Origin of the sequence: Bradyrhizobium sp. WSM471, from assembly GCF_000244915.1 — a bacterium.
Lineage (GTDB): Bacteria > Pseudomonadota > Alphaproteobacteria > Rhizobiales > Xanthobacteraceae > Bradyrhizobium.
In genome coordinates this window covers 2,853,077-2,865,031 of record NZ_CM001442.1, presented here as the reverse complement: position 1 = coordinate 2,865,031, position 11,955 = coordinate 2,853,077, and the positions used below count along the sequence as shown (strand labels likewise).

The window sequence follows — 11,955 nt, the reverse complement described above, 5'->3', positions numbered from 1 at the left end:
GTGCGATCATACAGGCTAATCCGGCAGCGGCACCGTCAGATGCCGCGCCGGAGAAGGAGTTGCGGCCGCCGTCCTACTGGCCGTTCGTGGTGCCGGCGCTCATCGTCGTGCTCGCCATCATCATCTTCCCGTGGGTCTTCACGATCTGGATGAGCCTGAACGAGTGGAAGGTCGGCTCGTCAACCACCTTCGTTGGACTGTCCAATTATCTGCGGCTGACGAGCGATCCCCGCTTCATTGAGGCCATCGGACATACACTGGTCTACACCGTACTCTCCGTGCTGCTGCCGCTTGTGCTCGGCACGTTTGCGGCCGTGGTGTTTCACCGGAAATTCCCAGGCCGCGGCTTTCTGCGCGGCGTTTTCATCATGCCGATGATGGCGACGCCGGTGGCGATCGCGCTGGTCTGGACCATGATGTTCCACCCGCAGCTCGGCGTGCTGAACTATCTGCTGTCGCTGGTCGGAATCCCAGCGCAGCTCTGGGTGTTTCATCCCGCGACCGTCATTCCCTCGCTGGTGCTGGTCGAGACCTGGCAATGGACCCCGCTGGTCATGCTGATCGTGCTCGGCGGCCTGGCCGCGATTCCGAGCGAGCCTTATGAAAGTGCACAGATCGATGGCGCCAGCCTCTGGCAGGTATTCCGATTCATCACCCTGCCGCTGATCATGCCGTTCCTGTTCATCGCCGGCATGATCCGCATGATCGACGCCGTGAAGAGCTTCGACATCATTTTCGCAATCACCCAGGGCGGACCGGGATCGGCGTCGGAGACGATCAACATCTATCTCTACAGCGTCGCCTTCTCCTATTACGACCTCGGCTACGGCTCGGCGATCGCTGTGGTGTTTTTCCTGCTGATCGTTCTGCTCGCGGCGATGATGCTCTACGCGCGCCAGCGCATGCTGTGGACCGAGATCGCGAGCGGCACATGACTCCAAGGCAAATCATCGGCAAGATCGGCCTGTGGTTCTCGGTGTTCGTCATCGTGTCCCCGGCAATCCTGTTCTTCCTCTGGATGCTGTCGCTGTCGCTCAAATTCGAGATCGACAATGCCGCCTATCCGCCGGTGTTCATTCCCGAGCATATCGCCTGGAAGAACTATGCCGACGTGCTCGCCTCCAACCGCTTCCTGACCTATTTCATCAACAGCCTGATCGTGACCGGCAGCGCGACGTTGCTTGCGCTGCTCGTCGGCGTTCCCGCCGGCTACGGCATCGCGCGGATGGCCGCGCACAAATCCGCGATCGTGATCCTGATCGCCCGTATCACGCCGGGATTGTCCTATCTGATCCCGCTGTTTCTCATGTTCCAGTGGCTGGGACTGCTCGGCACGCTGGTGCCGCAGATCATCATCCACCTCGTGGTCACGGTGCCGATCGTGATCTGGATCATGATCGGCTATTTCGAGACGACGCCGATGGAGCTGGAAGAAGCCGCGTTCATCGACGGCGCCACGCGCTGGCAGGTCTTCCGCCATGTCGCGCTGCCGATCGCCAAGCCCGGCATCGCCGTCGCCTTCATCCTGGCCGTGATCTTCTCCTGGAACAACTTTGTCTTCGGCATCGTGCTGGCCGGACGCGAGACACGCACTTTGCCGGTCGCGGTCTACAACATGATCTCATTCGACCAGTTGAGCTGGGGGCCGCTCGCGGCCGCCGCGCTGATCGTCACCCTCCCGGTGCTGCTGCTCACGGTGTTCGCCCAGCGACAGATCGTCGCCGGGCTCACCGCTGGTGCCGTCAAGGGCGGGTAGCTACTCCGCCGGTGCCGCGTGCATGTCCGCATGCGGCATGTAGGGCTCGCTCGCGCCGAGCTTGCTGGCCGCGAACAGACCGGCGGCCATCGCGGCATAGGCGAACGCGACCGCTGGCGTGACGCCAAAGCCGCCGCCGATGCCGACGGCTTCGCCGTGCATGAAGCCAAAGTAGGTCAGGACCGCACCAACCAGCGCAAACGCCGAGGCCTTCTCGAAGTCACGCTCGATGATGAAGACGCCGATCGCACCCAGGATCAGGCCGCCGAGGATGGAGCCGCCGCCCATCACTTCTAACCCGTGATAGAACACGCCCTGCTGCGGCAGTGCTGCGATCGCGGCAGCCTTGACCGCGTCGGCCTTGTCGGCGGCCATTCCGCCGACGGTCGCAGCCGCGTTCATGGTCGAGCCCAACATGGTGTCGATCTGGAGCTTGGCCCACGCGGCCAGATGCGGCGTCAGCGCCAGCACGACCGCGGGTGCATGCTTGACCGGCGTGGTCTGGAATGCCTGTGCGCCGATGAGCATGCCGATATAGAGCAGGATCGGCGAGATCGCGACGACCGGCACCAGCGCCAGTAGCACCGGGATGATGCCGAACCACGCCAGCACGACCACCATGATGCCGGTCGCGGCCGAGTAGCCGATCCGGCCGCCCATCGCCTTCCAGCCGGGATGGCCGATATAGACGGCGTTAATGAAGGGGTTTCCCATCAGGCAGCCGATCAGGCTGACGACGCCATCGGCCGTGAGCACGCGCGTGGTCGGATATTCGTCGCCAGCGGCTTCCGCGCTCTCGACATTGTCCATGGCCTCGACAAGGTCGTAGATGCCGAAGGGAATGGCGGTGACCAGGATGACGCCAAGGAATTCGAATCCGGAGAAGACGTAGCCAACGGCGGGGATCGGCACCGAGAAGCCGAAACTCGCAAAGGCGTCACCGACGCCCTTGATGCTCAATCCACCCAGATTGAGCCCGAACAGGTTCGAGCCCCAGGCGATGACCATCCCGACTGCGATCGCGATCAGGCCCGCTGGAATGCTCTTTGGATATTTCACGCCGCCGAACCAGCTCACCAGGATGATGGCGAAGCAGACCAGGCCGATCTGCGGCGTCATGTACATTTCGAGCGCCGGTCGCATCGAGATGAAGGTGACGGAGACGCCGGCGAGCGTACCCAGCAGCGCCGCGCGCGGTGTGATTTTTCGAATGAAAGGCGCAATGAAACCGCCGATCATCAGGATGAAGCTCTGGAAGAACACCCAGACCAGGCCAGCCGACCAGCCCTTGAGCGGATCTCCGGTCTTGATCGTGATCGGCAGCATGATCACGAAGGTGACGATGAACATGTGCGGCACGCTGACGCCCGAGGGCAGCGCACAGACGTCGTTGCGGCCGGTCTTCTGCGCCAGACGATAAGCGAGGTATGCGTAGTAGAAAGTGGAAAGGCACATCATCAACCCGAGTGCGGGAAGGATGCGGCCGAACACGAGACTGTCAGGCATCTTCAGGACGAAGCGCAACAGGCCCGTGAGCACCAGCATGTTGACGAGGATGTTGGTGCCGAAGCCGAAAAACGCGTTCCAGTCGCCCGGTGTCCATAGTGCCGGCTTGAACTCGGAGGTGCCGGCCGTCCCCGTCGTGCTTGTGCTCATGGTGATGCCCCTAAGCTGGAATGTTTGAAGTCTTCATCGCCTCCAGAACCGCGGCTGAGCTTGCGACCCAGCCGAAGATGCCGCCCTGGGCCTTGATCATTTTCAGGCCCATCTCATGAAACTCGGGAAAGTAGGACGCGCAGCCGTCCGAGATGACGACGCAGCGATAGCCGCGGTCGTTGGCCTCGCGCACGGTGGTGTTGACGCACACTTCGGTGGTGACGCCGCACACCAGCAGATTCTCGATGCCGTATTTCTCCAGCACGTCGGTGAGCTCGGTGGCGTAGAACGCGCCCTTGCCGGGCTTGTCGACCACGATCTCGCTGTCGAGCGGATAGAGCTCCGGGATGATGTCGTGGCCGGCCTCGCCGCGAATGAGAATGCGTCCCATCGGACCGGGGTCGCCGATGCGCAAGGATGGCGCGCCGCGCTCGATTTTCGCCGGCGGCGCGTCGGAGAGATCGGGCAGATGGCCCTCCCGCGTGTGGATCACCAGCATGCCGGTATCCCGCGCGGCCTTCAGCACGGCACCGATCGGCTTCACCGCGCGCGCGAGCTGGCTGACGTCGTTGCCGAGCGTCTCGCCGAAGCCGCCGGGCTCCATGAAGTCGCGCTGCATGTCGATGATGAGGAGCGCGGTGGCAGGCCAGTCGAGCTCGATCGGCCCGGGTTCGGCGCTGATGACGCCCAATGTCGGCTTGCTTGAGTTCAACATGACGCCCGCCCCTCGCGAGAACTCTCTGTGCCAGGAGTTCTGCAAGCGCCGTGCCATTGTGTACAATGACGATCGGACGGACAGCGCGGGAAAATTTGCTGCACTGTCAGAACGTTATCAGGACGGCTCGCGTCTGCTTATTCGCTGTGCGGCGACTTTGCGACGTGCATTTGCTCAAAGGATGAGCGACAACGAAGCTCGTTTTTAGCGGGAGTATCTCCGTACAGCCGTCGATATTCTTCCTCATACGGCGCGTAGGAATCCTTCAGCGTCGCCATGTTCAGCAGCATGGTCGCCACCACAATGTTCGCCTTGTCGAACACGCGCGTCTTCACCCAGGCGCTCTCAGTGCGTCGACTGCCGGAGAGAGCGACCACCTCGCGCTCGACTTCGTACTCCTCGTCCACAAACAGCGGGCCCTTCACCAGCCTGATCTCCTGGTCGGCGAACAGGCCGACGGCCGGGCCTTTGGCCGGGAGAGGATCGTCCTTGGAGCGGTACTGGAACAGCACGCTCAGCATCTCCATCGGAATGATGGGCTTGCGCCATGGATTGTCCCCGCTCGAATAGTAAGGCAAGGTCTCGGTGATCACCGCGAGCTTCTGCCGCAGCGAAAACGGATAGAGCTCGCCCATGATCTGATCGAACGCCATCCGCACCGCCTGCCGCCGGCTCGTCTGCGCCACCTTCAGGTCGCGCAGGATCACGGGATCAGTGAGCGGCTTGAGTTCGCCAAGACGCGCCTCCAGGGCGGTTGCGGCGTGCGGTTCTCCGACCGAGGCCGTGCCGCGCAGCACCTCCGTGCCGTCGCGCTTCACCATCTGGATCTGGCACTGGCTGGTGCCGGGCAACGGCTCCGATAGGATCGCCTGCACCTCCTTCGTAACAGACGCTGCGGTAATGCGCGGAGAGACAGCCGCTCTCGAACCAGGCCTGTCCCCACAAACGCGCACACAGCGGTGCGAACTGGCTGAAATGGGTCGGCCCCTCGATGGTGCCGCCCTTGAAGCCAAGCTTCTGCGCGGTGGCGTCGTCGTGGATCGAGGCGTGCGCGTCGTAGGTTTGGGCTTGCAGCATTTGACGCGGCTGACGCCACGGCCCGATCAGAGCGCCTTCGGTCTCCGTGATCTCGGTATCGAACGCTTGTGCCGTCATGATGTCCTCCGCAAGCAAGCCATGACTAGCAGGAGCGCCACGGATGCGGCCAGCGATATTGACTTCGCCTCTGCATGCCCTTGACTGTCACAATTCGCGTCGCGCAGCCGCTCCTTCCTCCCGCAGCGCAAACCCCAGGTCAAACAAGAAACGAGGACTTCCGAGATGACGCTGATGCAGGTCGAGCTGGACGACAAATACCGGCTCGAATCGAAGCGGATCTTCCTGTCCGGCACGCAGGCGCTGGTCCGGCTGCCCATGTTGCAGCGCGAACGCGACCGGCTTCAGGGCCTCAACACCGGCGGCTTCATCTCGGGCTATCGCGGTTCCCCGCTCGGCATGTACGACCACGCACTGTGGCGGGCGAAGTCGCACCTCCAGCAGCACGACATTGCCTTCGTCCCCGGGCTCAACGAGGACCTTGCGGCGACCGCCGTCTGGGGCAGCCAACAGGTGGGCCTGTTTCCTGGTGCCAAGGTCGATGGCGTGTTCGGCATCTGGTACGGCAAGGGGCCCGGCGTCGATCGCTCGGTCGATGCGCTCAAGCATGCGAATGCCGCCGGCACCTCGCTCAATGGCGGCGTGCTCGCGCTTGCCGGCGACGACCACGGCTGCCAGTCCTCGACACTGGCGCACCAGAGCGAACAGGTATTCGCGGCGGCGCTGATCCCCGTCATCAACCCGGCGACGCTCCAGGATTATCTCGATCTCGGCCTCTACGGTTTTGCGCTGTCGCGGTTCTCCGGCTGCTGGGTCGGCTTCAAGGCGATCAGCGAAACCGTGGAGAGTTCGGCCTCGATCTATAGCGACCCCGAACGCATCCAGATCAAGCTCCCCGACGATTTCGAGATGCCGCCCGGCGGCCTCAACATCCGCTGGCCCGACCCGCCGCTCGACGCCGAGAAGCGCCTGTTCGGCCCGAAGATGGCGGCGGTACAGGCCTTTGCGCGCGCCAACCAGCTCGACCGCATCGTGCTCGACTCCAGACCGGCACGGCTCGGCATCGTCGCGACCGGCAAGGCTTATCTGGATCTGCGGCAGGCGCTGGCCGATCTCGGCATTTCCGACAAGGACGCGCAGGACCTTGGCCTGCGCATCTACAAGGTCGCGATGACCTGGCCGCTGGAGGAAAGCGGGGCCAAGCGCTTCGCCGAAGGACTTCAGGACGTGCTGGTGGTCGAGGAGAAGCGCGGCTTCATCGAAGACCAGCTGATGCGCATCCTCTACAATATCGATGCATCGAGGCGCCCGACCGTGACGGGAAAACGCGACGAGCGCGGCGCGCCGCTATTGCCGAGCGAGGGCGAGCTGACGCCGACCATCGTTGCATCCGCCCTGGTTGCGCGGCTGCGCAAGCTCGGGCATCACAGCCCGGTGCTTGAGCAGCGCCTCGCCCGGCTCGAGGCCTTCGACAATCCCGCCACCACCAGCACGCCGATCAAGCTCGCGCGCACGCCGTTCTTCTGCTCGGGCTGCCCGCACAACACCTCGACGCGCGTGCCGGAGGGCAGCCGCGCCATGGCCGGCATCGGCTGTCACGGCATGGCCCTGAGCATGCCGACGCGCCGCACCGATCTGATCTCGCATATGGGCGCCGAGGGCGTGAACTGGATCGGGCAAGCGCCCTTCACCACCGAGCAGCACATTTTCCAGAACCTCGGCGACGGCACCTACACCCATTCCGGACTGCTCGCCCTTCGCGCGGCATCGGCCGCCGGCATCAGCATCACCTACAAGATCCTCTACAATGACGCCGTCGCGATGACCGGCGGCCAGCCGGCCGAGGGCGGCTTCAACGTCGCCCAGATCGCGCATCAGGTCTGGGCCGAGGGCGTCAAGCGCCTCGCGATCGTGTCGGACGATCCGGGCAAGTATCCAGACGGCAATTACTTCCCGCAAGGCGCAACCATCCATCACCGCCGCGAGCTCGACGCCGTGCAGCGCGAGCTGCGCGACATCAAGGGCCTTACGGTCATCGTCTACGACCAGACCTGCGCCGCGGAAAAGCGCCGCCGCCGCAAGCGCGGGCTCTATCCGGATCCCGCCAAGCGCGCTTTCATCAACGAGCTGGTCTGCGAAGGCTGCGGCGATTGCTCGCAAGCCTCGAACTGCGTCTCGGTGCAGCCGCTGGAGACCGAGTTCGGCCGCAAGCGCCAGATCGACCAGTCGAACTGCAACAAGGACTTCTCCTGCGTCGAGGGTTTTTGCCCGAGCTTCGTCACCGTGCATGGCGGCATGCTCAAGCGGATCAAGACCTCGGCAGTGGACTCAGGCCAATTGTTTGCCGACCTGCCGCTGCCACCCGCGCGTGAGCTGGACGCCACCTACAACATTCTCGTCACGGGCATCGGCGGCACCGGTGTCATCACCATCGGCGCGCTGCTCGGCATGGCCGCCCATGTCGACGGCCGCGGCTGCTCGGCGCTGGATTTCACCGGCCTGTCGCAGAAGAACGGCGCGGTGATGAGCCATGTGCGCATCGCCGCGAAGCCGGAAGACATCTCCGCGGTCCGGATCACCACGGGCGGCGCCGATGTCATCCTCGGCTGCGACATGATCGTCTCGGCAGGTCCCTCCGCGCTCAGCCGCGTCGAGCGCGGAACGACGAAAGCGTATATCAACGCCGACCTGCAGCCGACCGCGAGCTTCGTGCAAAACCCCGACCTCGATTTCGAGATGGGCACCATGCAGACGGTGCTGCGCGATGCCGTCGGCGACAAGAACCTCGACATCATCGACGCGACCGGCATTGCCTCGGCGCTGATGGGCGATTCGATTGCGACAAATCCCTTCATGCTCGGCTTCGCCTTCCAGAAGGGCGCGATCCCGCTGTCGCTGGAAGCGCTGCTCCGCGCCATCGAGATCAACGGTGCCGCGATCGAAATGAACAAGCTCGCCTTCACCTGGGGGCGCCTCGCCGCCCACGACATGTCGCGGGTGCGCAGCGTGCTGCAATTCAGAAGCCGAGCATCCACGCCGACAAAGTCGCTCGACGACATCATCGCAACGCGCGCGGAGTTTTTGACCGGCTATCAAGACAGGGCCTACGCCGATCGCTACCTCGCCGCCGTCGCCAAGGTGCGCAAGGCGGAAGCAGCTGCCTCGCCCGCGTCCACGGAGCTGACCGAGGCTGTCGCGAAAAACCTGTTCAAGCTGATGTCCTACAAGGACGAGTACGAAGTCGCGCGGCTCTACACCGACGGCAGCTTCACCAAGAAGGTCTCGGAGAAATTCGACGGCGACTTCAAGCTGAAATTCTATCTGGCCCCGCCGATCTTCGCGCAGCGCGACAAGACCACCGGACATCTCCAGAAGAAAGAATTCGGCGGCTGGATGATCCATGCCTTCCGCGTACTGGCCAAGCTGAAATTCCTGCGCGGCGGCGCGTTCGATCCGTTCGGCCGCACCGAGGAGCGCCGGACCGAGCGGAAGCTGGTCGCGGATTATCTCGGCATGATCGATCAGCGGATCGCCGGCCTGAAAGCGGAGCAGATCCCGCTGCTGACGAGGCTCGCGCGGCTGCCGGAGACGATCCGCGGCTTCGGGCATGTCAAGGAAGCCAGCATCAAGCTGGCGGCCGCGGAGAAGGCGCGGCTGGAAGCGGAACTGGAGAACAGCCGCTTTGCGGCGGCGGCGGAGTAGCGGAAGACTGGCGCTACATTCTCGGTGTCATCGCCCGCGAAGGCGGGCGATCCAGTACTCCGAGGCGGTTGTGATTAGTCCGATGGGCTGCGGCGTACTGAATCCCCCGCCTTCGCGGGGCATGACAGCGGTGGGGATGGTTAGACTGAGGCTGCGGCCGTGCCCATCGCGGCCACACTCCCCTCCGCCAGATGCCTTGCCGCGATGTACCCGAACGTAAGCGCCGGTCCCAGCGCGATCCCTGGCCCCGGACAATTGCCGTTCATGATCGAGCCCATATCGTTGCCGCAGGCGTAAAGCCCCGCGACCGGCGTGCCGTCCTCACGCAACACGCGCGCCTGGGCATCCACCTTCAAGCCGATCGCCGTGCCGAGATCGGCGGGATAGATCCGCATCGCAAAGAACGGCGCGCAGAGGATGGGTGCGACGCAGGGGTTCGGCTTGTGGCTGATATCACCAAGGTGTCGCTGATAGATGCTACTGCCGCGACCGAATTCCGGGTCACGCCCGTCCTCCGCATCGGAATTGTAGTTGGCGATGGTCGCCACGAGTGTCGACGGCTTGATGCCGATCTTCGCTGCGAGCTGCGCGATATCAGCAGCCTCGACCAACTCGCCGCTCGCCGCATAGCGCCTGCTATTGCGCGTGAACGGCTGGATGCGGCCGAGGCCATAGCGCCAGAGGAACTGACGATCGCAGATCAGATAGAACGGCCGGTCCGATTCGCCGTCGCCATCGCGCAGCATGGCGAGCATGAATTCGTGGTGCGACAGCGCCTCGTTGACGAAGCGCCGGCCGGCCGCATTGACCGCGATCACGCCGGGCTTGGCGCGGTCGGTCACCATGTGCGGGAAAACACCACGGCTTCCATCCGGGCGCCGGAACAGCGAGGCCGGCACCCAATAGGCCGGGCTTGTCGCATCCGTATTGAGCGCTGCCCCGGTTGCGGTCGCGAGGCGGATCCCGTCGCCCGTAGCGGACGTGTGGGCCGCCGAGATGAATCCGGCTTTGGGCGGGAAGATGCGTTTGCGCAAGGTTGCGTCGTGCGAAAAGCCGCCGGTTGCGAGCACCACACCGCGCCGCGCGGCGATCAGGCGATCGCGCGAGCCATGACGGATGACCACGCCGCCGACGCGCTCGCCCTGCATCGACAAATCCTCGACGTCGGCGCTGAAGAGGACCTCGACCTGCCGGGCCAGCAGCGAGGCATACAGCCGTGCGGCGAGCGCATTGCCGAGATGGAGCGTCGTGCCGCGCGGGCTCCGCAGCCGCTGCCACGCATACTCCAAGACGAGCTGCGTAGCGCGAACAGTGGAGCGCAGCGATTTTCCGACCCGGCGCAGATGCGGGATGTCGAGGCGGTTGACCATCATCCCGCCGAACAGCGTGAACTCCGGCAGCGGCGCGCGCAGCCGCGCGAAATGCGCGCCAAGCCGCGTGCCGTCGAAGACGACCGGCTCAAGCACGCGCCCGCCCGGCGTCGCGCCTAATCGCTCCGGATAATAGTCCGGACAGGCTTCCACCGGCTGGAGGCGCACTTGCGTGTTGGCTTCGAGATAGGCGACCGCCTCCGGTCCGCGCGCGAGGAAAGCGGCGCGCAGGCCCGCATTGGCAGGCTCGGGCACCGTGTTCGACAAATATCGCACGGCATCGGTGACGCTATCGGAGAGCCCCGCCTCTTTCATTTTGGCATTGGCGGGAATCCAGATCATGCCGTCGGACCATGCGGTCGTGCCGCCGACGAAAGCGGTCTTCTCGATCACCAGCACGCGCAGGCCCTCGGCGGCGGCAACGGCCGCGGCCGTGATGCCACCGGCGCCCGCGCCGACGACGATGACATCGTAGGTCTCATGCGCCGGCATCATGCGGCGGGGTTCCCGAAGCGAGGCATGACACCGTCATACCCCGCCTGGGCGCCCTCACGCTAGCGGGCCGGCTTGCGCTCGACCGGGTCGATATCGATCGCCCGCAGGCGGCCGAGCCGCAGCACGTCCATGGCCAAGCGGCGGCCGATCCGGTCGCGGTCGAGCACGCGGATCAGATCGTCGACGCCGTTGATCTCGACGCCGTCGAGGCCGATCACGACATCGCCGGACAACAGGCCCGCCTTCGCCGCCGGCCCGTCCGGCTCGATCTGCGCCAGCAGCGCGCCCATCTTGTTCTCGACGCCGGCCAGCACCGCGTGCCGCCGCGGGATCGGCGCGGTCTGGCCGGCCACGCCGATAAAGGCACGACGGACATAACCGTGGCGAATGATCTCCGACAGCACGAATTGCGCGGTGTTACTGGCGACGGCAAAGCAGATGCCTTGCGCGCCATTGATGATCGCGGTGTTGATGCCGATCACCTCGGCATTCGACGATACCAGCGGGCCGCCGGAATTGCCGGGGTTGAGCGCAGCATCGGTCTGGATCACGTCCTCGATGGTGCGGCCGCTGACCGAGCGGATCGAGCGCCCGAGCGCCGAGACCACTCCGGCGGTGACGGTCGATTCAAAGCCGAGCGGATTGCCGATCGCGATCACGAGCTGGCCTCGCCGCAAGGTCTTGGAGTTGCCGAGCGCCGCATAGGGCAAGTCCCGCACGCCGTTGGCGCGCAGCAGCGCAAGGTCAGTGTCGGGATCGACGCCGAGCACCCGGGCGTCGCCGACATGGCCCTCGACGTCGCGCAGCCGGATCTCCTTCGACGAGCCGACCACGTGGCTGTTGGTGAGAACGAGCCCGTCCGGCGAGATCACGATGCCCGAGCCGAGCCCGCCGCGCTCGCGGCCGTTCGGCACTTTTGGTCCCGTCTCGACGCGCACGACGGCTGGACCGACGCGGTCGGTCACGTCGATCACGGCATTGGAATAGGCGTCCAGCAGGGCCCGGTCATTGTCCGGGATAGCCGCCGCCGCTCGCGATGACGGTGCGTCATCGACGATGTCTGAAGTAAGATCCAACATGGCAGGAGTCCTTGAGGCTCACACAGATGGTGGCCTGCTCCGTGAGGCGCAAGGGACCCGTCCGGGGCGCAAGGCTGGACTGCCCAG

7 protein-coding genes and 1 pseudogene are annotated in these 11,955 nt (G+C 64.7%); 3 read left to right on the top strand and 5 right to left on the bottom strand.

The features are described from left to right. Positions 1 to 5 precede the first annotated feature (5 nt). Both BRA471DRAFT_RS12410 and BRA471DRAFT_RS12405 read left to right on the top strand, forming a co-directional pair. Positions 6 to 935 carry a carbohydrate ABC transporter permease gene (locus tag BRA471DRAFT_RS12410; RefSeq protein ID WP_371258325.1) on the top strand — a complete coding sequence of 310 codons (930 nt, stop codon included), beginning with the start codon at positions 6 to 8 and terminating at the stop codon, positions 933 to 935. Next, positions 932 to 1,756, top strand: a complete 825-nt coding sequence (locus BRA471DRAFT_RS12405) for a carbohydrate ABC transporter permease (protein ID WP_007607625.1) — start codon at positions 932 to 934, stop codon at positions 1,754 to 1,756. Before BRA471DRAFT_RS12410 ends, BRA471DRAFT_RS12405 begins: the two co-directional genes overlap by 4 nt. Here BRA471DRAFT_RS12405 and BRA471DRAFT_RS12400 read toward each other — a convergent pair whose 3' ends face one another. The 3 genes and pseudogenes from BRA471DRAFT_RS12400 to BRA471DRAFT_RS12390 all read right to left on the bottom strand — a co-directional run. After that, positions 1,757 to 3,412 (bottom strand): hypothetical protein, encoded by a 1,656-nt coding sequence (locus BRA471DRAFT_RS12400; protein ID WP_007607623.1) that lies wholly within the window; start codon positions 3,410 to 3,412, stop codon positions 1,757 to 1,759. A gap of 10 nt (positions 3,413 to 3,422) precedes the next feature. Continuing rightward, positions 3,423 to 4,127 (bottom strand): cysteine hydrolase family protein, encoded by a 705-nt coding sequence (locus BRA471DRAFT_RS12395; RefSeq protein WP_007607621.1) that lies wholly within the window; start codon positions 4,125 to 4,127, stop codon positions 3,423 to 3,425. Positions 4,128 to 4,345: 218 nt separating this feature from the next. Next, positions 4,346 to 5,282, bottom strand: a pseudogene (locus BRA471DRAFT_RS12390) (hypothetical protein); the annotation flags it as partial. 165 nt (positions 5,283 to 5,447) lie between these two features. Between BRA471DRAFT_RS12390 and BRA471DRAFT_RS12385 the strand changes: the two are divergent. Further along, positions 5,448 to 8,924 carry an indolepyruvate ferredoxin oxidoreductase family protein gene (locus tag BRA471DRAFT_RS12385; protein ID WP_007607618.1) on the top strand — a complete coding sequence of 1,159 codons (3,477 nt, stop codon included), beginning with the start codon at positions 5,448 to 5,450 and terminating at the stop codon, positions 8,922 to 8,924. 140 nt (positions 8,925 to 9,064) lie between these two features. On the opposite strand, the gene BRA471DRAFT_RS12380 is transcribed toward BRA471DRAFT_RS12385, so the two are convergent. Next, the gene (locus BRA471DRAFT_RS12380) at positions 9,065 to 10,789 is read right to left on the bottom strand and encodes an FAD-dependent oxidoreductase (protein WP_007607616.1); all 1,725 of its coding nucleotides are present in this window, start codon (positions 10,787 to 10,789) and stop codon (positions 9,065 to 9,067) included. 59 nt (positions 10,790 to 10,848) lie between these two features. Further along, a complete protein-coding gene (locus BRA471DRAFT_RS12375) occupies positions 10,849 to 11,868 on the bottom strand; it encodes a S1C family serine protease (RefSeq protein ID WP_007607611.1) in 1,020 nt (339 codons plus the stop codon). Positions 11,869 to 11,955: the final 87 nt, after the last annotated feature.

Bases quoted from the DNA above. Each gene is read 5' to 3' on its own strand.
- BRA471DRAFT_RS12380 (WP_007607616.1), bottom strand. From the start codon at position 10,789: ATGATGCCGGCGCATGAGACCTACGATGTCATCGTCGTCGGCGCGGGC.
- BRA471DRAFT_RS12375 (WP_007607611.1), bottom strand. From the start codon at position 11,868: ATGTTGGATCTTACTTCAGACATCGTCGATGACGCACCGTCATCGCGA.
- BRA471DRAFT_RS12385 (WP_007607618.1), top strand. From the start codon at position 5,448: ATGACGCTGATGCAGGTCGAGCTGGACGACAAATACCGGCTCGAATCG.
- BRA471DRAFT_RS12405 (WP_007607625.1), top strand. From the start codon at position 932: ATGACTCCAAGGCAAATCATCGGCAAGATCGGCCTGTGGTTCTCGGTG.
- BRA471DRAFT_RS12400 (WP_007607623.1), bottom strand. From the start codon at position 3,412: ATGAGCACAAGCACGACGGGGACGGCCGGCACCTCCGAGTTCAAGCCG.
- BRA471DRAFT_RS12395 (WP_007607621.1), bottom strand. From the start codon at position 4,127: ATGTTGAACTCAAGCAAGCCGACATTGGGCGTCATCAGCGCCGAACCC.